Source organism: Longispora sp. NPDC051575 (assembly GCF_040681875.1).
GTDB lineage: Bacteria > Actinomycetota > Actinomycetes > Mycobacteriales > Micromonosporaceae > Longispora.
Genome location: NZ_JBFAZP010000004.1, coordinates 184,109 through 208,883 on the forward strand (window position 1 = coordinate 184,109; position 24,775 = coordinate 208,883).

Genomic DNA, 24,775 nt, shown 5'->3' on the forward strand with positions numbered 1-24,775 from the left:
GGCCGCCACCACGCTACCGCCGGTACTGCGCCGGCAGCCCCTTCGTCCCCGGGTCCTCGTACGCGCCGACCCGGCCCCGGTCCACGTGCCAGGTGGACACCGTGCTCATCGCGGCGTTCGGGTCCGCGCGGTCCGCGGTGACCCGCATGTGGGTGGTCCAGCGCTGCGGGGTCACCTCGTACAGGTCGTAGCCGTACCGGTTGCCCTCGAAGTACTGCAGGTGCGGGTTGCCGGCGCCCATCTTCGGCCCGTTGGTCGCGTTCCACGAGGACGAGTACGCGCTCGACGTGATGGAGTGCGCCACGAACTCGGTGCCGATCACCGGCGAGGACGTGTCGTCGAAGTCCGGCCGCAGGTCCTGCACGAACGCGCTGTGCCAGTCGCCCGTGACGGTCACGAAGTCGGCGAGCCCGGCCTGGTGCGCCCGGGTCAGGATGTCCTTGCGCTCGGCGAGGAACCCGTCCCACTGGTCGGTGAACATGTAGCCGCCGCCCGGGCCCGAGCGCAGCTGGCCGAGCATGATCGAGTTGGCCCAGCAGTGCCAGCCGCCCGAGCGGTGCTCGATCTTGTCGATCAGCCAGTTCTTCTGGGCCGCGCCGAGGATCGTGCCGCTGGTGACGTTCTGCGCGGAACGGTACTGGCGCAGGTCCAGGACGACGAGTTCGAGCAGGTCGCCCCACTGCCGGTACCGGTAGATCTGCGGGTCGGGCAGCGCGGAGTCGGCGCCGTCGATCCGCAGCGGCATGTTCTCGTACCAGGCCTGGTAGGCCGCCGCCCGGCGCGCCACGAACGGCGCTCCCCCGGCCGAGCCCGAGTAGTCGTTGACCACCTCGTGGTCGTCCCAGGTGAGGAACCACGGGTGGGCGGCGTGCGCGGCGCGCAGCAGCGGGTCACCCTTGTAGAGGGCCTGCGCCTTGCGGTAGTCGTTCAGGGTGTACTGGGTGCCCAGCTCCGTGCCCTCGTAGGTGTAGTCGCCCAGGTGCACGACGAAGTCGAGGTTGGCGTCGGCGGCGATCTCCCGCATGCCGGAGTACTCGCCGGACTGGTAGTTCTGGCAGTTCAGCGACGCGAACCGCACCTTGTTCAGCGCCCCGACCGGAGCCGTCCTGGTCCGCCCGACGACGCTCTTCTTGCCGAGCGCCGAGAACTGGTAGTGGTAGCGCTGCCCGGCGCCGAGGCCGCGCACCGGCACGTGCACGCTGTGCCCGAGCAGCACGCTCGCCGCCACCGAACCCGAGGCCACGACCTGGGTCATGCCCGGGTCGGTGGCCACCGCCCAGTCGACCTGCACGATGTCCGCGAGGGGCTGGACGTCGGCGAGCGGCTCGGGGGCCAGCCGGGTCCACAGCACGACGCTGGTGGGCAGCGGGTCGCCGGAGCCGACGCCCAGGGTGAACGGCGCGGGGTCCCAGCTGGCCCCGAGCGCGGCCGCGGCGGCGTGCGCGGCGGCCGGGCCGAGGTTCGGCATCAGCGGCCAGGCCGCGCCCATGGCCCCGGCGGCGAGCGCGCCCCGGAGGAGGTCACGACGGTGGACGGTCATCAGGCTGCTCCGATGGTGAGGTGGAGGGCGTCGGCGTACCCGTCGTTGGCCGTGCCGGAACCGTCGCGGGTGAACAGGAGCAGGACCCGGGCGGTCCGGCTGCCCGGGGGCACGGTGCCCTGGGCGGTGCGCTGGAGCAGACCCGACCTGCTGCTCCGCTCGGCGGCGGTCACGGGGCCGAGGACGACCACGCCGAGCGGGGGCCCGTCGGCCGGCAGGAACTCCACGGACAGCCGGACGCCGTCGTTCTGGGTCGCGTAGCCGCCGAGCCAGCCGCCGAACGTGAACCGGGACCGCCCGGCGTCGATGTCGGCCGTCCCCGGCAGCGTGACCAGCTGCGCGAGCCGGGTGCGGACGGAGTTGCCGCCGGTGAGGAAGTTGGTGCCCCGGTCCGACGGGCCGGGGTCGCTGGTCGTCGGGTAGCCGGACGTGCCGTACTTGACCACGGCCGCCGCGCCCTCGACGGTCGTCCAGCCGGGGATCTGCGCGCTCGGCGTGCCCGTGCCGCCCGGGCCGGCCTCGCCGGAGCCGTTGACGATCAGGTTGGACACCGTCGGACCGCCGATCGTGAGGGTCAGGGACAGGCCGTCGGCGTACCCGTCGTTGGAGGAGCCCCCGGAGCGGGTGAACACCAGGGTCAGGCGGGCCGTGCGGCTGCCGGCGGGCACGGCCCCGGTCGCGGTGCGCGCCCACAGGCCGGTGGCGTTGCCCCGGTCGGCCGGGGTGACCGGGCCGATCGCGGCCGTGGCCAGCACCTGGTTCGACGCGGACAGGAACTCGGCGGTCAGCGACGCGTCGTCGGCCTGCGAGGACCAACCCCCCAACCAACCACTCAGGGTGTACTGCGCCTGGCCGGCGTCGATCTCGGCGGTGTTCGGCAGGGTCGCGTCCTGGGAGGCGCGGGACTTCGCGGCCGTCCCGCCGGTGAAGAACGCGGTGCCCCGGTCGGGCGGGCCGGGGTCGGTCGGGGTGGGGTAGCCGCCGCCCGCGTCGTACCTGGTGACGGCCATGGCGCCCTGGAGGCTGGTCCAGCCGCTGGAGCCGGACTCGGCCCCCGGATTGACGAGAAGGTTGGGAGTTGTGTGCACAGCATCTCCGACAGTAGAGGTGAACTCATCCCAGCTTCCAGGGGTGATGGACGCTGTTCAATTCCCTGTCGGTCAACGTTGTATGAACAACTGTCGGGTAGCCAGGCGCGGATCCGGCCATCCTGTGCACACGTGCGCCGCGCACACGCGTGCGGGGGCCGGCCCGTGGATGGGCCGACCCCCGCACGTTCGTCGAAGGGCTACGACACCGTGAGGGCGGCGTCGTCGACGACGAAGTTGGTCACGAGGGAGGCGTCCTCGGTACCGGTGAAGGTGATCGTCACGGTCTGGCCCGCGTACGCGGCCAGGTCGAACGTCTTCTGCGCGTACCCGGCGGCCTTGTTCAGGTTGCTGTACGTGGCCAGGGTGGCGCTACCGACCTTGACGGTCAGCTTGTCGTACTGCACCGAGGTGGTGGTCTCCTTGGTGTCGATGTGCAGCCAGAACGACAGGCTGTAGCTGGCACAGCCGGCCGGGACCGCCACCTGCTGCGACAGGGTGGTGGTGTTGGTGGTGCCCTTGCCGCCCAGCAGCGCGAGCTTGGTGCCGCCGTGCGCCGGCTGCGCGGTCGTGCTGGCCCGGACCACTCCGGTCGAGGCGGTCCACGGGGTGGCGGTGGCGTCCTCGAAGCCCGGGTTACCGAGCTTCTGGCCGGCACCGGTGCAGCCCGGGCCGCCGTTGACGGTCAGGCTGTACGTCGCGGTGTGGGTGGCCGTACCGGTCCCGGTCACCGTGATCGTGTACGTGCCCGGCGCGGCCGAGGAGGTGGTCGCGACGGTCATCGTGGACGACGCGCCCGAGGTGACCGACGAGGGGCTGAAGCTCACGGTCACGCCGGCCGGCGCGCCGCTCGCGGTCAGGTTCACGGTCTGCGCGTTGCCCGAGGTGGTGGACGTGTTCACGGTCGAGGTCGCCGAGGCGCCCGGGTTGACAGCGCCCGACGCCGGGTTCAGCGCGAGGGAGAAGTCGTTCGACGGCGTGCCGGAGCACGTCGGGTCGGCGGTCTGCGCCGGAACGCTGACCGCGTCCCACGCGGCCTTGGTCTTGTTGAACAGACCACAGGTCGAGTCGAGGTTCTTCGCGGCGGTCAGGGTGCCGGTCCGGTACTTCGCGTGGGTCTGGCCCGACACCTTGGTCAGCATGGCGCCGTAGAAGATCTTGCCGGCGTTCTGGATGCCCATGCCCGTGAGGGTGGTGTTGTTGCAGGTCGGGCTGACCGGGCCACCGGCCGGGTTGGTGCCCTGGGACATCAGGTAGAACCAGTGGTTCAGCGGGCCGGCCGCCGCGTGCACCTCGGTGTTCGGGATGGCCGAGGAGTAGCAGTTCGGGTGGTTGTTGACCAGCGACGGGTTGGCCATGTTGCGGATCGGGCCGTTGCCGGAGAGGTTGATCTTCTCGCCGACCAGGAAGTCCGGGTCGTCGTACGGGGCGGCCTGGTTGGCGTAGGCCTCGGTCAGCGCGCCGAAGATGTCACCGGTGGCCTCGCCGAGCCCGCTCTCGTGGTTGGCGCCACCCGGGGTGTTCGAGTCGATCGCGTGCCCGTACTCGTGGCCGACGACGTCCATGGAACCGATCCACGAACCGGCGTTGTTCTTGCCGATCGACACGAACGAGCCGTTCCAGGTCGCGTTGACGGCGTTGAGGCCGACCTTGACCGGGAAGCCGGTGCCGTTGCCCTTGAAGCCGCTGCGGCCCAGCCAGGACGAGAGCATGTCCCATTCCTTCTGCGCCGCGTACAGGGCGTCGACGCAGCCGGTCTCCCTGCTGGTGCCGTCCCCGTTGCCCCAGTTGTCGTCCGGGCCGGAGAAGACGGTGTTGGTCGAGTAGTCCTGACACTCGACGCCCGTGCGGGTCGGGTCCTTCATCGTGTACGTGCCGCCGGACTGCGTCGTGTCGAAGGCGAGGGGGTTCGGGCCGCTCCACTTGGCCGTACCCGAGCCGGACACCACGTCGTCGTGCTTCGAGAGCACCTTGCCGGTCTGCGCGTCGACCCACACGTGCAGGTGGCTCGGCGACGTCTCGGTCAGGCCGGTCATCGTGGTCTCCCACGCCAGCCGGGTGCTGTCCCCGCGGACGAGGACCACGAGCCGGCTGGAGTCGACCCGGTCCACGCTGGCCAGCTGGCCGCGCGAGGTGGCCTCGGCCGCCGCCGCGGTGACCGACGGGGTGACCGACAGGTCGATCCGCGCCGAGGTCGCCGAGGTGGTGCCCTTGACCCGGCCCTGGGCGTCGGCGAGCACGACAGCGTCGCCCCCGACGACCGGGAGACCCCGGTAGGTGCGGTCGTAGTCGATCGCGAACAGGCCGTTGACCCACGGGGTCACCGAGCGCTGCGCGTACGCCTCGAACGGGCCCTTGGCCAGGGCGTCGAGGCCGCTGGCGGCGGCCCGGTCGGCGGCGGAAACGGCGAGCGAGCGAGCGTCACCGAGGTTGTGGTCGGTGGTGTTCGTCGCGGTGGCGGGTGCGGCGGCGAGGGTGAGCGCCACTCCCGCGAACACGGCCAGGGATAGCCCGGCCGTCATCGTTCTGCGCTTCATGCATTTCTCCCTTGAGGGGTGAGAGACCGCGCGTGTGCGGCAAATACATCGAAGCAGTTGCATGTTTAACGGAACCGTAACCAACCCTTATGTTGTCCATAGGAATTCGGGCGTCCGACCTCTTCGGACACCCCGGACGTCACGGGGCCGCGCGGCCCACCAGGCGCTCGTAGCGCTGCCGGGCCGCCTGCGGCGTGCCCAGCCCGAGGCCGAACGCGATCTGCTGCCAGGTCAGACCCCGGCCCCGGGCCAGCTGGAGCAGGCCCATCTCCAGCTCGTCCACACCGGCCCGCACCCGGGGGACCAGGGTCAGGGCGGCCACGAGGTCGTCGGTGTCGACCGCCGGGGCACCCTCGGCCGCCGGGCCGCCGGCCGCGCCGCGCACGACCCGCTCGACGGCCTCGACCGGCTCCAGGGTGAGGCCGAGCTGGTCGAGCCACGGGTTGGCGGGCGGGGCGGCGGAGTGCCGCTCGCTGATCCGCTGGAGGGCGGCGAACTCGCGCCAGGACCGGTTCTGCTCGGGGTCGGGCGCGGCGAAGGGGTTCTCGGTCATGGGTCCACCCTGACGGCGTACACCCATTGTTGTCAACTAAATGTTGTGAACGATCTGTTCAAGTCATGGCGGGCTACCATCCACGGATGGACAAGCCCACCCCCGCCGAGGTCGCGGCGGCCGCCGGCCGGACGATCCCCGACGTGCTCGCCCCCGACCTCGACGTCGTGTTCTGCGGCATCAACCCGGGCCTGTGGTCGGCGGCCGTCGGGCACCACTTCGCCCGGCCCGGCAACCGGTTCTGGCCCGTGCTGCACCGGTCCGGGTTCACGCCGGAGCAGCTGTCCCCCGCCGACAGCGGCACCCTGCCCGACCACCGGCTCGGCCTCACCGACCTCGTCGCGCGCGCCTCCGCCCGGGCCGACGAGATCGGCTACGAGGAACTGGTGGCCGGCGGGAAGACCCTGGTCGCGAAGTTGGAGGAGTACCGGCCGGCGTGGCTGGCGGTGCTCGGCGTCGGGGCGTACCGGTGGGCGTTCGGCACCCCGGCCGCGACGGTCGGCCCGCAGCCCGCGCCGCTCGGCGACACCCGGGTATGGGTGCTCCCCAACCCCAGCGGGCTCAACGCTCACTGGACTACACCCAGGCTTGTGGAGGCGTTTCGCGAGCTGCGAGAGGCCACGGACCAGTAGACCATCCAGCAACATGCGCTGCTCAGCACCTGTTCGATCTTGCAGCAGGGCATTTGCGCTGCGGCGAGTCGAGTGAATCCCGCGTCCCAGGGAGGCCGTAAGTGCGATCCTTCCTTTGAGGCGAAGGACGCACGACATGGCATACGCTCGGTGGCACCACATCCTCATGGAGTCGCACCGCCATGCCCTGAAGGCAGTTGACGAGTGGAACCTCTCAGGCGGCGACTTCTCCGACTTCCTCACGCACATGCACAAGGCATGGCACTACCTCCTTCACGCGGAGTTCCATAAGGCGAAGATCGACTACCACTACAGAGACTCCAAGACCGGCCAGCTCGTCTTGATCGACGGAGAGCCGAAGGCATGGGACCTGGAATGGTGCCTGAAGCAGCGCTACACCAACAGTGCCGACGCCGTGCGCCTGAATGCAGAGCTCTTCGTGGCACTCCGCAACAAGGTGGAGCACCGGTATGAGCACAACCTGAAGATCGCGACAGGTGGCAAGGCGCAGGCGCTCGTCATGAACTATGAGCAAGAGATGGTGGCGCACTTCGGCGTCATGTACAGCCTGGCTGATCGGCTCCGCTTTCCGATCTCCGTGCAGGCACTCACCGCTGATGGACGGGAACAGCTTCAGGAGGCAGCGAAGAAGCTCCCCCAGAAGACCCGCGATCTCGTGGCGAGGTTCGAGGCCGCCATCGACCCCGCCGTCCTCGAAGATCTCAAGTACGACTACCGCGTCCGACTCATCCCCATCGTCGGCTCGAAGACGGACGCCGACCTAGCAATAGATTTTGTCAAGCTCGACGACCTGAATGAGGCGGAGCGGACGATCATGGTCGAGGCTGGACGCCTCGGCACGGTGATTACCAAGGTTAAGCATGTCGAGGTGGCGGACAAAGACAAGCTGCTTCCAGGGCAGGTCGCTCGCCTTGTAGAAGAGCAGCTCCCCTTCGAGTTCCACGTTCATCCAGAGCACACGGAAATGTGGCGGAGGCTCGGTGTACGGCCCGCCCAAAATTGTGCAGACCCGTATGGCACGGACGCTCGGTATTGTGTCTACAGCGAGACGTTCAAGACCTACACCTACAAGGCCGCCTGGGTGAAGAGGGTCATCAGTGAGGTCGGCACAGTCGAGAAGTACCGCAACTTCTTCGGCAAGGAACCGCGGGTGAAGAGGTAGTCCCTCTACCCAAGCAGGCAACCTTTCAGCACTGAGCAGAGAGAGTCTTACATGCACGGCATGAGCACCTGAATTAGACGCCGCCCAGCGGACTCAACGATCGATGGACCGACACCAAGCCTGGTTGATGTGTTTCGCGATCTGCGAAGGGCCACCGCTCAGTGGGCCATCTGGCAACGCGCGCCGCTCCCGCGCCATGATCCGCAACGAACGCACGGAATTTCCCCACAAGGAAGTGGGTTGCTGAATCAGCGGCCTCTACACAGGGCGGATGGGTCGCGATGAAGCTCTTTTCATCTTTTCGAGCGGCACAAGGTTCGCTACAGCTTTGTCGAGAACTGGATCTGTCCCTATAGGGCGGTTGTCATACAGCAACCGCAGGAGTTTCGTGCCTGTAGGGTCGAAGAGCATACAGGCAGCGCGGTGCGCGCGCGCCTGATGCTTCTTGGCCTGCAGGTAGTCCACCAACGAAGAAGCTGCATTGTCTGCACTTTCGTCCAAGCCGTGGCATACCCAGACCAGCAGTACATGCTTTCCGGAGACTTCAGCCATGAGGTGCGTCACCGAATGGCGTTGCCGATCTCGACGGACGTGCTTTGCGATGTCTGCAGCATGCCTCCCGAATGTCTTTTGCACCCTTCCATCCCCCTCCAAAAGGGATGTGGCTGTGGCGAGCCAACCGGATTCTTTGGTTTTGATAACCATGTCTACAAGGTCGAGAAGCCGCTGGTCTGCGGCGAGCTTCGGCTTTTCCACCAGCTCGCCCTTCGAATCGAGTTGCGCTTCATACCAGGCGTCGAGTGGTTCGGTGTAACTGCGGATCATCTCTGGGCCTTGTGCGGCAAATCGGCGCAGATCTGCCGTCGTTGGCGGCCCAGACCACGGCGCTGATGCTGCCAGCTTGTTCGGGTCGGGTTCAACATAGAGGCCCCGCGTCAGGAAATGGAGAAAAAGGTCCAGCTCATCTACTGCTCGATATTTCCAAGTCGCCTCCGCCTGGGTCCGGCGCCGAAGGTAGAGCAACAACTCGCTAGGACGATCAAGCAACTCAGTCACGATTCTCAAATCGTGAACCGATACAGTCCAGGGTATGTTGTCCGACTGAAGCAGTCCTGCCGCGATCAGCATCGTTGTCGCAGTTGTAACACCAGAGAGATCTTCGAGGCCAACGGCGATTGTGTGCGTCTCGCGAACACCACTGACATCGATCCACTTACCGTCATCGAGTCGAATCCGGCCATCTGTGATGATGCGCTCTCGAAGTCGCTCCGCCTGGTTGGCTGCCGCCGTGATGATATCGCGTAGCTTGCCTCTCAGGCGGCGGACTATACCGCCACGCGCTTCAGCTGTCAGCGCTACAGACTTCACCTCAATGATTAGTGCAACATCATCTATGATGATGAGCCCATCACCTTCGACTCGCTTCGTGAATTTTTCCGGGCTGGTCTGTGGCGTAGTTGCAGCCGGGTCAGGAATATAGTAATTGAATGCTCGGTAGACTTGGGCTGACGGAAACACACTGGCTAGTAGATCTAGAGCGTCGTTCTCAACCCATTCGCCACGGTGCTCTTCGTAAGCGATCATCCGACCAGCCGCTTTGAGTCTTGTCTCGATGACTTCCCGAATTGCCGGTAGCGTCAACGCTTCATGAACGACCATTCGCCGTCCTTGCGGGTCGGCCACAATCGGCGCAGTTCGCAATGGGTTGTCACCCCGGAAGAACCGCTCGAATGTCTCATCTACATCAGTTAGACCGACAAGAGTGAATACGTCGAGTACGGCATCCACTGTGGCGCGTCCATAGCCGGTGCGCTGGGCGACAGCGTCCGCATCAATGACAGTTGCCTGGTCAATATTCGATGTGAGATCCTGTACAGCCTCATACACCTCCCATGCGGCAGCGCGAGCCTCCTCTGACTGCGGCTGGGTTTCATCCCACGCCTCGATGAACGGGACGCTCGCATCTCTGGCGTCCAGCATCCGCTTGAAGCGCTGGCCTAACTCCGCCACCGAGAACACCCAGACGGCCTCCATTACATTGACTGCTTCCAGACCAGTGAACCCGAGCACTGCTTGGCAGTCATGATTCACAGCCGCACTACCGAACAGTCCACGCAGAGTGTCGAGCAGCATATGTGGATACACTGGATTGCGAAGGTAGATCTCGCGTTGCACTGAATAGACGAGCATCTTGCTGTCTGGATCAGATCGCGGCGTGTCAAAGAGAACGATCATGCTGCCCACCGCCAGAGCCTCTTGCGCTGCAGCCTCAAGTGCAGGCGGCAAGAACCTGGACGAATCCACTTCGGTCATAACATCGCCGCTGCCGCTAGCTGAGTCCCGGCAGACCAAAGCCAACGCGATAAGTTCCAGGCTGGCAACCGCCTGATCAGCGCCGGTAAGGGAACGTTCCATGATCATGGCTACTCGGGCGGCAGAAACAGCCTTGATTACATCGAGACCGCAGGCCAGTCGAGCAACGTTGTCGATCTCAGCCCTCAGGTCCGTCCGGGCGTTCTTGGCCGCCTCCGCGTCGCTGCTGGCAGCACGCACGTATCTGGCAAGCCGGCTAGCTGCCTCTGCGACAGGTATCTCAGGGGACCAAGTAAGGCCCAGATGCGAGGCTGGTTGCCGCTTGCTGGCATACCGTCGCTTCGCGTGACGCGATTTCCGCTGCCGCTTGCTGCTCATCGAGTCCTCACTTCCGCAACATACATCCCAGATCCGTCGGTTGTGCCTCCTCCGTCCCTCTAGTTCAGCTTGCAAAGTTCACTTTAGGCAATTGGGCTCGACCTACGTATTTGCAGTTCGAGCCCAATTGTCTGAAGGTTCGAGCGTTGGCCGTCAGACCTTCCACTTGACGTCGATCATGCTGGGATCGAATCGATGTCCGCCCCAATTCGTCTTGTCCTGATGTCCTGGCCGAACGATGATCTTCTCCGCCAGCAGCTTGACGACGTCGCGCCTCCAAATTGATGTTCTCGCTCCCCGCCGTCCGTAACACCAGGTGTTCAGCGGCCTCAACGCGCACTACACGGTGGAGCGGCTGGTGGAGGAGTTCGGGAAGCTGCGGGCGGAAGTGGGCGCCTAGCCGGCCAGGCGGTGCACGCTCACCGCGTACGGGCCGCCGTCGTAGGGCGCGCCCTCCCAGGTCGCGTACCGCTCCGTGGGGAGCAGGCCCGCGTCGGCGCACCAGGTGTCGTAGGCGGCGAGGTCCACGGGGGCCGACGCCAGTGGAAGGTGCGCGGGGTCCAGGCCGAAGCCGGCGACCAGCAGGCCGCCCGGTCGCAGGTGCGCGGCGAGCCGGGCGACGGCGTGCGGTTCCGTGCCGGGCGCCAGCAGCGGCACCACGTTCCCGGCGGCCACCACGAGGTCGAAGTCGCGGACGGGCAGGTCGAGATCGGCGAGGTCCGCGAGGACCCAGCGCAGGTCGGGGGCCGCGCGGCGCGCCTCGGCGAGCATGGAGGCGTCGAGGTCCACTCCGACGCACGCGTAGCCGAGTTCGGTGAGGCGGACCGTCACCCGGCCGGTGCCGCAGCCGGCGTCGAGCACCCGGGCCCCGGGCGGCACCAGTCGGGCGCACAGCCGCGCCTCGCCGTGCACGTCGGCCCCCGAGGCGGCCAGGTCGGCGAACCGCGCCGCGTACCGCACTCCCGGGTCCCCGCCCGCCACCTCGCTCCAGCGACTCATGGGCTGACCGTACCGTGCACGACGAGTTCGGAGGCCGATACGTACGTGCAGGCCGAGAACGCGCCGGGGCAGGTGCCGCCCGCGTCGGCCAGCTGGTTGCCGGCCATCGTGAACCGCATCCACCGGACCCCCGCCCCGGTCCCGGCGGCCAGCGGCACGGCGGTGGGCCGGTTGCGGTCGGCCACCCCGAAGTGCCCGCTGGCGGCGGCGCGCCAGGTGACCCCGTCCGCCGAGGTCTCCAGCCGGTAGTCGCCGACCGAGCCGCTGGGGCCGACCCCGCACGCGGCGGCCGGGTCGACGGTGACCTCGGTGACGTCCACGGCCGAGGGCAGGCCGAGGGTCATGACCCGCGGTTCGATGCCGCCGGGTACGGCCACCGCGTCGGCCACCCAGCCGTTGCCCAGGGACTGGTCCAGCAGCCCGCCCGGCCCGCAGCCGTCGCCGGAGTAGTCGTCGCCGGTGAACGCGCCGAGCGTCGCGCCGCCGGAGGTCGCCGCCCAGTCGCGGCGGAGCGCCCAGTCCCGGGTGTTGGGGCCGGCGGCCACGGTCAGTAGGTCGCCGGAGCGGTCGTAGCCGGGCGCGGTGGCGGACACGGCCGGGTACCGACCGGGACGGATGTTGCGGACCTGGTACGTGCCGTCGCCGTCGGCCACGCCCACGTACCCGCCGGCCACGGTCTGCCGGTGCCCGCCGAACACGACGGTCGCCCCGGACAGCGGCTTCCCGGTGCCCGCGTCGGTCACGGTCCCGGTCAGGGTGCCCGGCTTCCCGGCCGGCGGCGGGGTGCTGAAGTCCTCGACGGGCGCGGTGTCGTCCACGTCGTACGTGCCGGCGTACCAGCCCATCCCGCGCGCGGCGAACACCTTCCAGATCGCGGCCGTGTTCCGTCCGCCGGAGACGAGCCGGTCGGCGCGGAGGACCGCGTTGCGTTCGTCCAGGTAGGACGGGTTGGCCGGGGACAGTTCCATGGCCCGGGTGACGAGGTTGCGGGTCAGCGGGCCGCCGAGCGCGGTGCGCAGGTCCCACAGGGTCTCGGCCCAGATTTCGCCGTCGGCGTGCGACTCGGGCCGGCCGGCGACCTTCGCGTACTTCCCGTAGGTGTACCCGCCCTCCGGGCACGCCTTCGAGACCTTCCCGACGGTGCAGTCCAGCGGCTGGGTGCGCAGGGCGTCCTCGCCGTGGCTGATGTAGCGCCCCATGGCGACATCCCCGTCGGCGGGCGTGTCGGCGACGTCACCCTGGCTGACGAGCAGGTCCATCGCGTACCAGTCGCTCCACGCCTCGCCCAGGGCCGTGGCCTGCAGCCCGCCGAGGGTGGACACCCCGTTGACGTCGACCACGAGCCGGTTGGACAGCCCGTGCGCGTACTCGTGGTAGACGATGTCGGCCACGTCCCCGGAGTTGGCGGCCACGTACGGGTCGTCCTGGAACAGGTACATCCGCATCCGGGGCGGGGTGCCGTCCGGGAAGGTGGACATGTTGGCGTTGTTGCGGTGGTCGGCGTCGGGCAGGCCGTCGAGGGTGGCCGCGCCGTCGAGGGCCGCGATGGTCACCGCGTCGCCGTCGCGGCCGTCGAAGTTGCCGGCGGCCCGGGAGAAGCCGATCGGGGCGGCGGCCAGGTGGTCGTGGAAGACCCCGGCGAAGTAGAGGAGCTGGACGGCGTTCTGCGCGGCGTTGGCCTGCCAGGACCTCGCCTTCGCCGGATCCCACGTGCACGGGTACGCCGCCGCGCACGGCGTGCCGACCGCCTTGTTGGTGTCGCGGAACGGGTAGTGGAACCGCCCCGGCGCGCTGGGTCCGATCTCCTCGGCCGGGGCCGCCTCGCCGTCGTCGTCGAGGTCGAGGTGCACGTGGGCGACGTTCCCGTTCAGGGTCTTCGCGCCGGCCGGGAGCCAGCCGGGGCCGGTCAGGTCGCGGACCTGCTGCTTGCCGCCCTTCGGCGCGCCGGGGTGGTTCGACCAGGCCAGGCCGGTGTCGTGCTGGCGGAGGTCGCGCCGGAACAGGATCCGCCCGGTGTCGGCGTCGACCACGTGCAGGTAGCTCTCGGCGCGCAGGACGGTGCGCCAGGCGAGCCGGGGGCCCTCGGCGGTGGGGAACACGACGGGCTGGGCGTCGGCGGGGGCCCGTGACGTGCCGGACACGTCGCGGGCGGCCGTGGCGCGGGCCTCGGCGGCGGTCAGGCGGGGCGCCGGGAGGCGGGCCGGCAGCAGCCGGACCGGGGAGCCGTCCACCTGGGCGAGCCGGCCGTCCCGGGACACGTGCGCGCGGACCCCGTTGCCGAACACCGGCACGCCCCCGACGTGCTGGGTGAAACTCAGATGACGGGTACCCTCCGGGTCGGTGTGCTCCCGGCCGACGGCCAGGGCCGCCACCTCCCGGGGCGACAGTCCGAACAGGTCGGGATGGTCGCGGAGGTAGTTCAGCGCGACCGTGGCGGGTTCGGCCCGGCCCGGCCCGGTCAGGAACCCGTCGAGCGGGGCGACGAGCCGGGGCGTACCCGTCAGGGGGTCGATCTGGATCTCGTCGCGGGCGGTCCGGGGCGTGCTGGCCTCGGGGCGCGCGGTGACCTGGCGGGCGTCGTAGTCGCCGGGCCGGGCCCCGGGTTCCGGCGGGGTCCACGCGCCGGGCGGCATCCCGGGCGGGGCGGCCGGCGGCGCGGCGCTGACGGGGGCGGCGGACAGTGCCGCGCCGAGGAGGGCGGTGACCATGACGGCGACAGCTGCCCGCCGCGTCCGGGGTGTACGCATTGCGCCTCCTCATCCAGTTTCGCCCACTCTACGACTGGAATGGGCGATTTCCGGAGGGGAACACGCGGGGCTGGCCATTCCCCCGCGAGGCCCCGGGGCGCGGCGTAGAAAAGGGAGGTGAGGTACCGCGACCGCGAACACGCCGGGCTCGTCCTCGCCGAACTCGTGGCCGCCGAGGCCGACCTGGGCCCGGAGCCGCTGGTCCTCGGCCTGGTCCGCGGCGGGGTACCGGTGGCCGCCGCCCTCGCCGGCGCGCTGCGCCTCCCCCTCGACGCGCTCGTGGTCCGCAAGCTCGGCGTGCCCGGGGCCCCGGAGGTCGCGTTCGGCGCGCTCGGCCCGGGCGGGGTCCGGATCGTCAACGAGGACATCGCGGTGCACCTCGACGAGCGCGAGATGGCGGCCGTCGAACGGCACGAGGCGGCGGAACTGGTCCGCCGCGAGGGGCTCTACCGGGCCGGCCGGCCCCCGCCCCGGCTCGGCGGCCGCACCGCCGTGGTCGTGGACGACGGCCTGGCGACCGGGGCCACCGCCCGGGCCGCCGTCGCGGTCGCCCGGATCCTGGGCGCGGAGCGGGTGGTCGTGGCCGTGCCGGTCGGCTCCCCGGAGGCCATGGACCTGGTACTGGCGGAGGCGGACGGCGTGATCTGCCCGGAGGTGCCGTGGCAGTTCCTCGCCGTCGGCCTGGGCTACGAGGACTTCGAGCAGGTCACCGACGCCGAGGTGCTCGAACTCCTGGCCCCCGGACACGCGCCGGCCCCGTGAGGTACCGGGCCGGCCGCGCCCGTCAGACCAGCCGGAACCGCACGCACACCACCCGGGACCGGTCGTCGACCTCCTGGCCGCGCTTCGCCCAGTACTCCTCGTAGGTGCGCCGCCACTCCAGCACGGTCGTGAACCCCTCGCCGAGCGCGTCCGCGAACTCCCAGGTCACCTCCCCGAGCCGGGTCAGCTCCACGTCGGTCACCTCGACCTCCGCGACCCGGTCGCCGACGTCGTCGACGAGCACGAGGCGCTCGCCGACGTGTTCGGGCCGCTCGGCCTCGTCCAGGTAGTCCAGGTCCATCAGGCCGGCCGTGGCGCGCTTGCGGCCGAGCAGCACCAGGGCGTTGAGCCGGGTGCGCAGGTCACCGGGCGTGCCGAGGTCCAAGGTGCGCAGTCCGTCGATTCTCCCCCACATGGCTCGTCAGCCTACGGGACCGGCGACGGAAGGGATCCGGTCCAGAACAACCCCGAACTCCCTTGTGTACGCGGCGAGCACCTCGTCGGGCGCCAGGACCCGCTCGGTCCGGTCGTCGCCGGCCGTGTGGATCAGCGTGGAGCCGCTCAGGGTGACCCGGCCGGAGCCGGTGAGCCGGGAGCAGACGAGCGACCGGGTGAAGTGCGAGTCGGGCGAGGTCTGCTGGTACCAGCACGTCGGGGCGAAGTCGGCCAGCGCGCGGGGCCGGGCCTCCAGCCGGTACTCGGGGCGGCCGTCGCGGAGCACCTCGGTGTCGCCGAACTCGGCCGGGACCAGCCGGAACACCCCGTCCGGGTCGGCCTGGTCGCCGGGCACGTCGAGGCTGAGCGGGTAGTGGCTGTGCCGGCCGAACCCGACGTCGGCGAGCCACAGCCCCTCGGCCCGCACGGCGAGGGCCAGGTGGTCGAACGGCGGGCCGTAGCCGTCGCCGCCGTGCACCTTCGCCGACAGCAGGGTCACAGGGAAGCCGAGCCCGGTGAGCAGGGCGGCGAACAGCCCGTTGAGCTCGTAGCAGAAGCCGCCGCGCCGCCGGGTGACGATCTTGTCGTAGAGCGCGTCCTCGTCGAGGCCGATCGGCTCGCCGAGGTGGATGCTGAGATTCTCGAAGGGAACGGCGCGCAGGTGCCGCACGTGCAGCTCCCGCAACGCCGCCCCGTCGACCCGCTCGGGGCGGGCCGCGTCTATCCGGTCCAGGTACGCGTCGATCTGTCGCTCGTCCACCCGGTCATGCTAGGCGGGCGGGGCCTCGCGTACCCCGAAAGGGTCCGGTCTTTCCGCACTGACCAGCCGGAACGTCAGCGCGACCGGCCGCCCGCGCCGCGCCCCGGTCAGGACGAGCCGGGCGGTGAGCGGCCCGGGATCCCCGGCCCGGGCGGGCCGCCCCGGGCAGCCGTGGTGCGTCACGGGCGGCCACCCCAGCATCCAGCGCCCCCGAGGCGCTGGCCCACGCGGCGCGCGACAGTGCCGACCACCGCACACCTCCCCCGTTCCGAGCGCCGCCCGCTCGACGCCCCGTCAGTGTGCCGACCCGCGCTTACATCCGACTTACACGCGGACCCCACGCCCCCTTGAACGCGTTCAAAAGAGCCCTGCTACGTTACTTGAACACGTTCAACTGAGAGGTGGCCGCAATGCGGACGATCCGGTTCTGGCTGGTCCTGTTCATGATCGGACTGGTGGCGAGCGGGCTGACGGCCTTCCCCCTGGAGACCGAGACCCGGTGGCTCGCGGCGGTCCTGCACACCCTGCCGGCACCCGACTTCCTCGTCACCTGGATCGACCACGTCACCGAGGGCATCCGGGTCACCAACCGCGACTACCCCTTCATGGCGTACGGCACCGACTGGCTCGCCTTCGCCCACCTCGTGATCGCCGTCGCCTTCTGGGGCCCGCTCCGCGACCCGGTCCGCAACATCTGGGTCGTCCAGTTCGGGATGATCGCGTGCGTCGCGATCGTGCCCCTGACCCTGATCTGCGGACCGATCCGGGGCATCCCCGGCTGGTGGCAGCTCGTCGACATGTCGTTCGGAATCCTCGGCCTCGTACCGCTGATCATCGTCCACCGTCGCATCAGGACACTCGAACGCCTCACTCATCCCTAGTGGACAGAACTGCCATTGACTCGGGAGTGCGCGCATCGCTACCTTGCGTTGTCGGTGCCCGAAATGCCACGACGCCGGCCTTCACCCTCCCGGAAGGACCCAGACGTGCGACTCGAGAACGCGAACCCACTCACGCCCGACGACCTGACACTCCTGCTGTTCGGCGCGGCGGCGTTCCAGCAGCTGCGGGCCGGTTGTGAGCTCGGCCTCTTCGAGTTGCTGCACACCGAACCGGGTCGGACCCGCGAGGAGATCGCCCGCCGGCTGGGCCTCGCCGACCGCGCCGTGGACACCCTGCTGCTCGGCACCACCAGCCTGCGGCTGACCACCCTGAGCGCCGGCTCCTACAGCAACTGCGCCGTCGTGGACGCCCTGTTCGCGTCCGGCGACTGGGACCGGTTCGCGCACGTCGTCGGCTTCGAGCAGTACGTCGTCTACGCCGGCCAGGTCGACTACACCGAGTCCCTGCGCGCCAACGCCAACGTCGGGCTGCGCCGGGTGCCCGGCGAGGGCCCGGACCTGTACCACCGGCTCGCCGAGGACGAGTTCCTCGGCGGCGTGTTCTACCGGTACATGCGCTCCTGGTCCGAGCTCGCCAACCGGTCGCTCGTGGAACGGGTCGACTTCGACTCCGTGTCCCGGGTGCTCGACATGGGCGGCGGCGACGGGGTCAACGCCCTCGCGCTGGCCGAGGCGTACCCGCACCTGTTCGTCACCGTCGTCGACCTCCCCGAGAACCTGCACGTGGCCCGGGGCCGGGTCGAGGAGGCCGGGCTCACCGACCGGGTGACCGTGCACGCCGCCGACATGTTCACCGACGACCTGCCCCGCGGCCACGACTGCGTCCTGTTCTCCCACCAGCTCGTCATCTGGACGCCCGAGGAGAACGTCGCGCTGCTGCGCCGAGCGCACGAGGCGCTGGAACCCGGCGGCCAGGTCGTCGTGTTCAGCTCCATGTCCCGCGACGACGGCACCGGGCCCGTGATGGCCGCCCTCGACAGCGTCTACTTCACCGCGATCCCCGCCGAGGGCGGCATGATCTACCCCGCCGGGCGGTACCTGGAATGGGCCAAGGAAGCCGGCTTCGACAACGCGGAGTTCACGGACTGCTCGGCGTGGACCCCGCACGGGATCGTGCGGGCCACCCGGGTCTGAGGCGGTGGGGGCGGGCCACGACCCACCCCCACGACCCTCGTTCGGGTACCGCGGGGCCGCGCCCTACTCCGGCGCGCGGCCCGAGGTGACCGTGGCCGCCCGGTACAGGATGATGGCGTCCTTCTTCGCCAGGTCCTTCACCAGCCGGTCGTGGAACTCCGCCCGCCGGTCGGCCGGCAGCCGCTCCAGATAGGCCGCCGAACCGTGCGAGGACAGCCACCGCCAGAACGTCTCCGGGTCGGGGACCGGGATCCGCACCTCGATGTGCTCCTCGCGGATGTCGGTGAAACCCCCGTCCACCAGCAGGGCGCGCGCGTCGAGCGGCGCCCCCATCGTGCAGCCCTCGCCCTGGTGCTCGGCGAACTCGCCGAACAGCTCCCCGGCCAGGTCGGTCGGGCCGTCCGCGTCGAGCGGCTCCGCCGGGGTGGTCAGCGCGAAGACCCCGCCGGGGACGAGGACCCGCCGGACCTCGCGGGCCGCCGCACCCGGGTCGTCGAGGAGCGAGAACACGAAGCTCGCCGCCACGGTGTCGAAGGAACCGTCGGGGAGGTCGAGGACGTGGGCGTCCATCACCCGGGTCTCGAAGGCCCCCGGGTGCAGCCTCGCGACCCGGTCGACCATGGCCGGGGCCGCGTCGACGGCCGTGACCCGGCAGCCGGCCTCCAGCGCCCACCCGATGAGGGCGCCGTGGCCGCAGCCCAGGTCCAGGAACCGGGCCCCCGCGCCCGGCCGTAGGACCCGGAGGAACTCCCGGCCGAACTCGGTGAAGAAGGGAAGATGCTCGTCGTAGTCCCCGGCGAGGCGGTCGAAGACCTGGGGCACTGTCTCGGTACTGGACACGTCCGCCACACAACAGCATCTGCCCAGCTCGCGCCACCCGTTTAGCTCGGGCTGGAAGTACAGCAGCAGACTCGGACCTACCATGACGGAACTCCTGACGGGACGGCGTCGACGGAGGCCGCGACGGTGTGGAGGGGTGGACCGCGAGGGGGGAGCGGGGCGGCCTCCACCAGGGAGCGGGGCCGCTCGGCGGTGGAGGTGGGGCTGGCCACGACGGGGAGGTCCGTCCGGCGGCCGCGCTGGGCGGCGGTGACCTGGTGGACCATGAGGGCGCAGCACAGGGCGGCGAGGGCGTAGACACCCAGCGCGGTGAACTCGGCGGTGTCCGACGCCGCCAACGCGGCCTTGTATTCCGCGACAATGCCCAGTTCGTACGCTTCGAGCGCCGCCGCGCCGTAGTCGGCGGCGACGAAGAAGTAGAGGAAGAGGGCGGCGGCCAGGCCAGTGTGGACGACGGCCGCCCACCCGCCCGGGCCGAGCAGCCTCGTGGCGGGCGCTTCGGGCGGCGGGCAGACGAGGCAGCGCGGCGACTCCGTGGGCGACACGGTTCCACACGTCCGGCAGGGCACGGGACTCCTCGGCAGTGACTGTCAGGTCCGCACACGTTACGTGCGGCCTGAGACGTCTCACATCGCCGGAAGGGCTCAACTTTCCCGACGGCACGGTGGAGTTCGCGGGTTCGTCGCACCGTCCACACGGGGTGGAGCCGGACCCCGCGCGCGGTCCACCCGTGGGGCACCCGACGAAACGGCTCCCGGCGGGACGCGACCTTCGTCGGGTACCGGGCCGGGAGCCGGGGCGGAAACTACTTGGCGGGGAAGCCGTTGGCCGTACACCAGGTGATGGTCTTGTCGAGCCTGGTCTTGCGGGTCTCGATCTTCTTCGCCCGGTCGCCCCGCTTCGTGGCCGCCGCGTCGAGCTTGTCCGCCTTCTTCGTGTCGCCGGCGGCGCGCGCCCTGGCCGCCTCCGCCCTGATCCACGGCACGGAGCCGCGCTGGGTGGCGTCGCCGTTGATGATGGCGAGCCGGTCGTCGAGGACGGGGCGCAGGTCGCGGGCGAGCTGGCAGCCCTTCGCGTCCCGGGTGACCGGTTTGTCCCCGCCGCCGGGGCCGGCGAGCGCCGGGATGGCCGCGCCGCCGAGGACCACCAGGGCGGTACCGCCGACGATCGCCAGTTTCTTGTACATCGTGTGCTCCTCGTCGTCGGAGTCCGGTCGCGCCGGCCCGTCCCTGACGGTAGGGGTGTTCCTTGGGGAAATACTGGGAGGTCAGAAGCCTATCCGGTGTCCGGCGGGCCCGCCCGGCCCCCAGGTCAGGATCCGATCCGGAGCCAGTCCACGGGGGCCGGGCCGCCGGTGGCCGGGAACCGGACCTCGAGGCGGGCGCCGCGCTCCCCGCCGATGGTGACCGTGCCCCGGTGCAGTTCGGCGACCTCGGCGACGAGGGTCAGGCCGAGGCCGGAGCCGGGGCTGCCGGGGCGGCGGTGGAAGCGTTCGAAGACGCCGACCCGGTCGGACGGGGGGATGCCGGGGCCGGAGTCGGCGACGCTGAGGGTGACGACGCCGCCGGGGGCCGGCGGGCCGCTGGCCCCGGGTGCCGGGCCGGCCGCGCCGCTGGTCGCGGGTGCCGGGCCGGCCGCGTCGGAAGTCGCGGGGCCCGCCACGGAGATCTCCACCGTCACCGGCGAGGCCCCGTGCAGCACCGCGTTGTCGAGCAGGTTGTCCAGGCTCATCCGGATCCCGTCGGGCCAGCAGTCCGCGGGCACCGGGCCCTCCCCCACCAGCCGGAACTCCGCCGCCGGATGCCGCCGCCCCGCCGACTCCACCGCCGCCCCCGCGATCTCCACCAGATCCGTGCGGACGAACTGCTCCGGCTGGGCCAGCTCCGCGTGGGTCAGCGCCCGCAGCACGCTGAGCAGCCCCAGCATCCGGGCGTGCTCGGTCGTCAGGTCCGCGAGCACCTCGCCGCGTTCCGGTTCCGAGAGCCGGGGGTGGGAGAGCAGTTCCAGATTGGTACGCATGCTGGTCAGCGGCGTGCGCAACTCGTGCGCGGCGGCGGCGGCGAACGAGCGGGCCGCCTTCAGCGCGTGCGCCGTGCGGGCCTGCTGGGCGTCGCGCTGGGCCAGGCTGGTGTCCAGGGCGCGGGCCAGGTCGTCGACCTCGGCGACCCCGGTGTCCAGGTCCATCCGGGAACCGGGCTCCCGGCCGGCGACCGCCGCGCGCCGCTGGAGCCGGCGCAACGGCCGGGTCGCCGCGCTGCCGAGGACGAAGCCGGCCAGGGCGGCGAACGGGACGGACAGGCCCGCGACCACGTACATCCGGCGGCGTTGCTGGCCGAGCCGGTTCGTGAGGGCCGCGTTGGGTTCCAGGGCGTAGGCGCGGCGGTCGTCGGGGCCGGTGACGGCGTACCCGCGCCAGACCTGGCCGCCGCTGGTCAGGGTGAACGGGCCGGTCCGGTTGGGGAGGCGGCCACCGGCGGGGACCTCGCCGACCGCCCGCTCCCCCGCCCGGGTGCCGACGATGACCCCGCCGGCCCCGACCACGCTGGCCACGTCGGGGGCGGCGAAGGCGGCCACGGCCCGGTCGCGCAGCCGGTCGTCGCGTTCGAGGCGCAGGTCGGCGCGCAGCCAGGCGAGCAGGCCGAAGCTGGCCGTCAGGACGAGGACGGGCACCGCGACGGCGGCCAGGAGCGCGAACCGGGTGGACAGCCGCATGTCACCAGTTCCCGTCGTCGCGGAGGACGAAGCCGGTGCCGCGCACGGTGTGCAGGATCCGGCGCCGGCCGTCGGCCTCCAGCTTGCGCCGCAGGTACGAGATGATCGTGTCCACCGCGTCCGTGCGCACGTCGAAATCGTAGCCCCAGACGCGTTCGAGGACCTGGGACCGGCCGAGGACGATGCCGGCGTTGCGGGCGAGGAGTTCCAGCACGTCGAACTCGCGCCGGGTCAGCTCCACCGGGGTGCCGTCGAACGTGACCCGGCGCGCGTCGGTGTCGACCACGAGCCCGCCCACCCGGTGCACGCCGTGCGGGGCGGCCCCGACCCGGCGGACCAGGGCGGCCAGCCGCAGTTCGACCTCGGCGATCGCGAAGGGCTTCACCACGTAGTCGTCGGCCCCGGCGGCCAGGCCGGCGACCCGGTCGTCCACCTCGTCGAGGGCGGAGAGCATCAGGACCGGCAGGTCACAGCCCGCCGCGCGCAGGCGGCGGCACACCTCGATGCCGGAGATGTCCGGCATGGACACGTCGAGGACGACCGCGTCGGGGGCCGCCGAGGCGACCAGCTCCAGGGCCTGCCACCCGCCGGAGGCCAGCTCGACGACGAAGCCGGCCAGGGACAGGCCCCGGCCCAGCGCCCGGCCGATCGCCGGGTCGTCGTCCACCACCAGGATCCGCCACGCCCGTGTCACGCTCTCATCATCCCGCACGCGCCCACGGGTACACCCTGGTCGGAGATCTTGGGAATTTCCTGTGGCTCTCTGCGAGTCGTCGGCGGGCTTTCCATCGACCTACAGTGATCTCATGCCTGTGGCCAGCCCGGTGGACTTCGCGACGTACGGCGACTACGCCTTCACGCCCCCGGCCGGCCCCCGGGACGCGCCGCCCGGCCACTTCCTGGGCCGGGTCACGGCCGACGGGAGCAGCGGCTGGCGCGCCGAGCCGGGCAGGTACCACCTGTACGTGTCCCTCGCCTGCCCGTGGGCGCACCGGTCGATCATCGTGCGCGCCCTCAAGGGCCTCGACGACGTGGTGGGCATGACCGTGCTCGACCCGGTGCGCGACGGGCGCGGCTGGGCCTTCCGGGACGTCGCCGACCCGGTCAACGACTTCGCACTGCTCCGCGACGCCTACCGGGCCACCGACCCCGGCTTCGACGGCCACGTCTCCGTGCCCGTGCTGTGGGACCGGGAGAAGGGCGTGATCGTCTCCAACAACTACCCGGACCTGAGCCTCGACCTGGGCCGCGCGTTCGACGCCTGGGCCACCCCGCTCGACCTGTACCCGGCGGCGCTGCGCCCCGGGATCGACGCCCTCAACGCGAAGATCTACACCACGGTCAACAAGGGGGTGTACCGGTGCGGATTCGCCCGCTCGCAGGGCTCCTACGACCGCTTCGTCGCCACGGTGTTCACGACCCTCGACGAGCTGGAGGAGCGGCTGTCGACCCGCCGGTTCCTGTTCGGCGACCAGCTCACCGAGGCCGACGTCCGGCTGTACGTGACCCTGGCCCGCTTCGACGCCGTGTACGCGCCGCACTTCCGGGCCAGCCTGCGCCGCCTCGCCGACTACGACCACCTGTGGGCCTACACCCGCGACCTGTACGCGATCCCCGCGTTCGGCGGCACCACCGACCTCGACCACATCCGCCGGCACTACTTCCGCACCCAGCCGGCCCTCAACCCGTCCCGGATCGTGCCGGCCGGCCCGGTGCCCGACTTCACCGCCCCGCACGGCCGGGGACCCCGTTTTGTCCCCGGTGCCGAGGTCCGGTAAAGTTCACCCGTCGGCAAGGGGCACCTGACCGGGCCGACACGCGGATGTAGCGCAGCTGGTAGCGCATCACCTTGCCAAGGTGAGGGTCGCGAGTTCGAATCTCGTCATCCGCTCTTCTGATCGACCCGGGCCCGTGGCCACTTCGGTGGCGGCGGGCTTTCTCGTGTGGTGGGCCGGCGCGGGTGGCCGGCGCCGGGTGGGCCGGGCGCACGGTCGTCGCGGTGTGGGCCGGGCGCTCCCTGCTCGCCGTGTGGGCCGGCCGCTCCGGGGCGCGGGCCGGTCGCCGGTTCTGGTTGACTGCCCCCGTGACCCCTCCCCGCGTCGTCGCCGTGGACCTCGACGGCACCGTGCTGCGCCCCGACAAGTCCGTGTCCGCCCGCACCCGGGCCGCGCTCGACCGGGCCCGCGCCGCCGGGGCCCGGGTGGTCGCCGTCACCGCCCGGCCGCCCCGGTCCGTGGACCTGCTGGTGGCCGCGACCGGGCTGGCCGGGCTGGCGGTGTGCAGCAACGGCGCGATCGTGCAGGACCTCGACGCGGGTACCGCCCGGATCCTGCACCCGCTGCCCCTCGACGTCGCCGAGCGGGCCGCCCTGGCCGTCGCGGCGGCGCTGCCCGGGGCCGGGTTCGCGGTGGAGACCGGCTGGCGGGTGCTCTGCGAACCGGCGTACGGCCACCACGGCACCCTCGACCCGTCCCGGATCCCGGTGGACTCGGTCGCGCGGCTGTGGGCCGAGGCCGAGTCCGCCGTGAAGCTGCTGGTCTGGGCCCCGGACACCGGGGTCGACCCGGCGCTGGAGCTGCTGCGCGCGGTGCCCGGGATCGCGTGCACGCACTCCGGCGCGCCCGGCGTCCTGGAGATCAGCGCAGCCGGGGTGTCGAAGGCGGCCACCCTGGCCGAGCTGTGCGCCGGGTGGGGCGTGGCCCCCGGCGAGGTGCTCGCGTTCGGGGACATGCCCAACGACCTGTCGGTGCTGCGCTGGGCCGGGACGGCGTACGCGATGGCCAACGCGCACCCCACCGTACTGTCCGAGGTGGAGCGGCACACCGCCAGCAACGCCGACGACGGCGTGGCCCTGGTGCTGGAGGAGTACTTCGGGCGCTGAGAACTGTCGGGGGGTCCCGCTACGGTTCGGGCAACTGCCAGGACAGGGAGACCCAGGGTGTACCGACAAGGCGATGTGCTCGTCGTGCCGATCGACGCGGCGGAGCTGCCGCAGAACCTGGTGGCCGCCCCGCGCGACCACCGCAACCGGATGGTGCTGGCCCGGGGCGAGGCCACCGGGCACGCGCACGTCGTCACCGGCGAGCGGGTGTCGATGCTGTGCCCCGCCGACGAGCCGGGGCGGTTCTACCTCCTGATCGAGGGCTACGGCCGGCTCGGCCACGAGGAGCACGGCCCGATCGCGCTCTCCCCGGGGGCGTACCGGGTGCTCCACCAGCGCGAGTACGTGCCGGGCGCGGTCCGTCCGGTCGCGGACTAGG

23 protein-coding genes and 1 tRNA gene are annotated in these 24,775 nt (G+C 70.9%); 9 read left to right on the forward strand and 15 right to left on the reverse strand.

Going from position 1 to position 24,775, the window contains the following annotated elements:
• Positions 1-13 precede the first annotated feature (13 nt).
• The 4 genes from AB0M43_RS11845 to AB0M43_RS11860 all read right to left on the reverse strand — a co-directional run bounded on the left by AB0M43_RS11845 (position 14) and on the right by AB0M43_RS11860 (position 5,718).
• Positions 14-1,540, reverse strand: coding sequence for an alkaline phosphatase D family protein (locus AB0M43_RS11845; RefSeq protein WP_363723639.1), 1,527 nt, complete (start codon positions 1,538-1,540; stop codon positions 14-16).
• Positions 1,540-2,628 (reverse strand): hypothetical protein, encoded by a 1,089-nt coding sequence (locus AB0M43_RS11850; protein ID WP_363723641.1) that lies wholly within the window; start codon positions 2,626-2,628, stop codon positions 1,540-1,542. The genes AB0M43_RS11845 and AB0M43_RS11850 overlap by 1 nt, the downstream gene beginning before the upstream one ends.
• Positions 2,629-2,828: 200 nt before the next feature.
• Positions 2,829-5,165 (reverse strand): M4 family metallopeptidase, encoded by a 2,337-nt coding sequence (locus tag AB0M43_RS11855; protein ID WP_363723643.1) that lies wholly within the window; start codon positions 5,163-5,165, stop codon positions 2,829-2,831.
• A gap of 139 nt (positions 5,166-5,304) precedes the next feature.
• Entirely contained in the window at positions 5,305-5,718 is a 414-nt protein-coding gene (locus AB0M43_RS11860; RefSeq protein ID WP_363723645.1) for a DNA-binding protein, read from the reverse strand.
• Positions 5,719-5,804: 86 nt separating this feature from the next.
• Here AB0M43_RS11860 and mug point away from each other — a divergent pair, with 86 nt between their 5' ends.
• Entirely contained in the window at positions 5,805-6,350 is a 546-nt protein-coding gene (mug, locus tag AB0M43_RS11865; RefSeq protein ID WP_363723647.1) for a G/U mismatch-specific DNA glycosylase, read from the forward strand.
• 136 nt (positions 6,351-6,486) lie between these two features.
• Positions 6,487-7,533 (forward strand): DUF3644 domain-containing protein, encoded by a 1,047-nt coding sequence (locus AB0M43_RS11870; protein WP_363723649.1) that lies wholly within the window; start codon positions 6,487-6,489, stop codon positions 7,531-7,533.
• 258 nt (positions 7,534-7,791) lie between these two features.
• Here the strand turns inward: AB0M43_RS11870 and AB0M43_RS11875 are convergent, their stop codons facing one another.
• The 3 genes from AB0M43_RS11875 to AB0M43_RS11885 all read right to left on the reverse strand — a co-directional run bounded on the left by AB0M43_RS11875 (position 7,792) and on the right by AB0M43_RS11885 (position 13,970).
• Positions 7,792-10,224, reverse strand: coding sequence for a hypothetical protein (locus tag AB0M43_RS11875; RefSeq protein ID WP_363723651.1), 2,433 nt, complete (start codon positions 10,222-10,224; stop codon positions 7,792-7,794).
• A 396-nt stretch (positions 10,225-10,620) separates the two neighbouring features.
• The gene (locus tag AB0M43_RS11880; RefSeq protein ID WP_363723653.1) at positions 10,621-11,223 is read right to left on the reverse strand and encodes a class I SAM-dependent methyltransferase; all 603 of its coding nucleotides are present in this window, start codon (positions 11,221-11,223) and stop codon (positions 10,621-10,623) included.
• Positions 11,220-13,970: a M36 family metallopeptidase gene (locus AB0M43_RS11885; RefSeq protein ID WP_363723655.1), complete on the reverse strand. Its 2,751-nt coding sequence runs from the start codon at positions 13,968-13,970 to the stop codon at positions 11,220-11,222. The genes AB0M43_RS11880 and AB0M43_RS11885 overlap by 4 nt, the downstream gene beginning before the upstream one ends.
• A 117-nt stretch (positions 13,971-14,087) precedes the next feature.
• On the opposite strand from AB0M43_RS11885, the gene AB0M43_RS11890 reads away from it, so the two are divergent.
• Positions 14,088-14,732, forward strand: coding sequence for a phosphoribosyltransferase family protein (locus AB0M43_RS11890; protein WP_363723657.1), 645 nt, complete (start codon positions 14,088-14,090; stop codon positions 14,730-14,732).
• A 22-nt stretch (positions 14,733-14,754) separates the two neighbouring features.
• Here AB0M43_RS11890 and AB0M43_RS11895 read toward each other — a convergent pair whose 3' ends face one another.
• Genes AB0M43_RS11895 through AB0M43_RS11905 form a run of 3 tightly spaced genes read right to left on the reverse strand, consistent with a single transcriptional unit; the run spans position 14,755 to position 16,110 of the window.
• Entirely contained in the window at positions 14,755-15,147 is a 393-nt protein-coding gene (locus AB0M43_RS11895; RefSeq protein WP_363723659.1) for an ASCH domain-containing protein, read from the reverse strand.
• A 6-nt stretch (positions 15,148-15,153) separates the two neighbouring features.
• Positions 15,154-15,927, reverse strand: a complete 774-nt coding sequence (locus AB0M43_RS11900) for an arylamine N-acetyltransferase (RefSeq protein WP_363723661.1) — start codon at positions 15,925-15,927, stop codon at positions 15,154-15,156.
• Positions 15,928-15,936: 9 nt separating this feature from the next.
• On the reverse strand, positions 15,937-16,110 hold the full coding sequence (locus AB0M43_RS11905) for a hypothetical protein (RefSeq protein WP_363723663.1): 174 nt from the start codon (positions 16,108-16,110) through the stop codon (positions 15,937-15,939).
• Positions 16,111-16,337: 227 nt separating this feature from the next.
• Between AB0M43_RS11905 and AB0M43_RS11910 the strand changes: the two genes are divergently transcribed.
• Together AB0M43_RS11910 and AB0M43_RS11915 are read left to right on the forward strand one after the other, a co-directional pair.
• Positions 16,338-16,808, forward strand: coding sequence for a hypothetical protein (locus AB0M43_RS11910; protein ID WP_363723665.1), 471 nt, complete (start codon positions 16,338-16,340; stop codon positions 16,806-16,808).
• A gap of 105 nt (positions 16,809-16,913) precedes the next feature.
• Entirely contained in the window at positions 16,914-17,963 is a 1,050-nt protein-coding gene (locus tag AB0M43_RS11915; protein WP_363723667.1) for a methyltransferase, read from the forward strand.
• A gap of 63 nt (positions 17,964-18,026) precedes the next feature.
• On the opposite strand, the gene AB0M43_RS11920 is transcribed toward AB0M43_RS11915, so the two are convergent.
• The 5 genes from AB0M43_RS11920 to AB0M43_RS11940 all read right to left on the reverse strand — a co-directional run bounded on the left by AB0M43_RS11920 (position 18,027) and on the right by AB0M43_RS11940 (position 22,209).
• On the reverse strand, positions 18,027-18,887 hold the full coding sequence (locus AB0M43_RS11920) for a methyltransferase domain-containing protein (RefSeq protein ID WP_363723669.1): 861 nt from the start codon (positions 18,885-18,887) through the stop codon (positions 18,027-18,029).
• Positions 18,881-19,348, reverse strand: coding sequence for a hypothetical protein (locus tag AB0M43_RS11925; RefSeq protein WP_363723671.1), 468 nt, complete (start codon positions 19,346-19,348; stop codon positions 18,881-18,883). Before AB0M43_RS11925 ends, AB0M43_RS11920 begins: the two co-directional genes overlap by 7 nt.
• Before the next feature lie 260 nt (positions 19,349-19,608).
• Complete coding sequence (locus tag AB0M43_RS11930; RefSeq protein ID WP_363723673.1) at positions 19,609-19,989, reverse strand: hypothetical protein; 381 nt, start codon at positions 19,987-19,989, stop codon at positions 19,609-19,611.
• Positions 19,990-20,114: 125 nt separating this feature from the next.
• Positions 20,115-21,515, reverse strand: a complete 1,401-nt coding sequence (locus tag AB0M43_RS11935) for a HAMP domain-containing sensor histidine kinase (protein ID WP_363723675.1) — start codon at positions 21,513-21,515, stop codon at positions 20,115-20,117.
• Between the two features lies 1 nt (position 21,516).
• Positions 21,517-22,209: a response regulator transcription factor gene (locus AB0M43_RS11940; protein WP_363723677.1), complete on the reverse strand. Its 693-nt coding sequence runs from the start codon at positions 22,207-22,209 to the stop codon at positions 21,517-21,519.
• 112 nt (positions 22,210-22,321) lie between these two features.
• On the opposite strand from AB0M43_RS11940, the gene AB0M43_RS11945 reads away from it, so the two are divergent.
• The 4 genes from AB0M43_RS11945 to AB0M43_RS11960 all read left to right on the forward strand — a co-directional run bounded on the left by AB0M43_RS11945 (position 22,322) and on the right by AB0M43_RS11960 (position 24,774).
• Entirely contained in the window at positions 22,322-23,293 is a 972-nt protein-coding gene (locus AB0M43_RS11945) for a glutathione S-transferase C-terminal domain-containing protein (RefSeq protein WP_363723679.1), read from the forward strand.
• Positions 23,294-23,333: 40 nt separating this feature from the next.
• Positions 23,334-23,406, forward strand: a tRNA-Gly gene (locus AB0M43_RS11950).
• A gap of 192 nt (positions 23,407-23,598) precedes the next feature.
• On the forward strand, positions 23,599-24,396 hold the full coding sequence (locus tag AB0M43_RS11955; protein WP_363723681.1) for an HAD family hydrolase: 798 nt from the start codon (positions 23,599-23,601) through the stop codon (positions 24,394-24,396).
• Between the two features lie 57 nt (positions 24,397-24,453).
• A complete protein-coding gene (locus AB0M43_RS11960) occupies positions 24,454-24,774 on the forward strand; it encodes a hypothetical protein (protein ID WP_363723683.1) in 321 nt (106 codons plus the stop codon).
• The last annotated feature ends 1 nt before the right edge of the window (position 24,775 follow it).

Coding starts and splice junctions, on each gene's coding strand:
- AB0M43_RS11910 (WP_363723665.1), top strand. CDS start 16,338: ATGCGGACGATCCGGTTCTGGCTGGTCCTGTTCATGATCGGACTGGTG.
- AB0M43_RS11860 (WP_363723645.1), bottom strand. CDS start 5,718: ATGACCGAGAACCCCTTCGCCGCGCCCGACCCCGAGCAGAACCGGTCC.
- AB0M43_RS11895 (WP_363723659.1), bottom strand. CDS start 15,147: ATGTGGGGGAGAATCGACGGACTGCGCACCTTGGACCTCGGCACGCCC.
- AB0M43_RS11875 (WP_363723651.1), bottom strand. CDS start 10,224: ATGAGCAGCAAGCGGCAGCGGAAATCGCGTCACGCGAAGCGACGGTAT.
- AB0M43_RS11855 (WP_363723643.1), bottom strand. CDS start 5,165: ATGAAGCGCAGAACGATGACGGCCGGGCTATCCCTGGCCGTGTTCGCG.
- mug (WP_363723647.1), top strand. CDS start 5,805: ATGGACAAGCCCACCCCCGCCGAGGTCGCGGCGGCCGCCGGCCGGACG.
- AB0M43_RS11945 (WP_363723679.1), top strand. CDS start 22,322: ATGCCTGTGGCCAGCCCGGTGGACTTCGCGACGTACGGCGACTACGCC.
- AB0M43_RS11935 (WP_363723675.1), bottom strand. CDS start 21,515: ATGCGGCTGTCCACCCGGTTCGCGCTCCTGGCCGCCGTCGCGGTGCCC.
- AB0M43_RS11845 (WP_363723639.1), bottom strand. CDS start 1,540: ATGACCGTCCACCGTCGTGACCTCCTCCGGGGCGCGCTCGCCGCCGGG.
- AB0M43_RS11920 (WP_363723669.1), bottom strand. CDS start 18,887: ATGGTAGGTCCGAGTCTGCTGCTGTACTTCCAGCCCGAGCTAAACGGG.
- AB0M43_RS11885 (WP_363723655.1), bottom strand. CDS start 13,970: ATGCGTACACCCCGGACGCGGCGGGCAGCTGTCGCCGTCATGGTCACC.
- AB0M43_RS11880 (WP_363723653.1), bottom strand. CDS start 11,223: ATGAGTCGCTGGAGCGAGGTGGCGGGCGGGGACCCGGGAGTGCGGTAC.
- AB0M43_RS11870 (WP_363723649.1), top strand. CDS start 6,487: ATGGCATACGCTCGGTGGCACCACATCCTCATGGAGTCGCACCGCCAT.
- AB0M43_RS11930 (WP_363723673.1), bottom strand. CDS start 19,989: ATGTACAAGAAACTGGCGATCGTCGGCGGTACCGCCCTGGTGGTCCTC.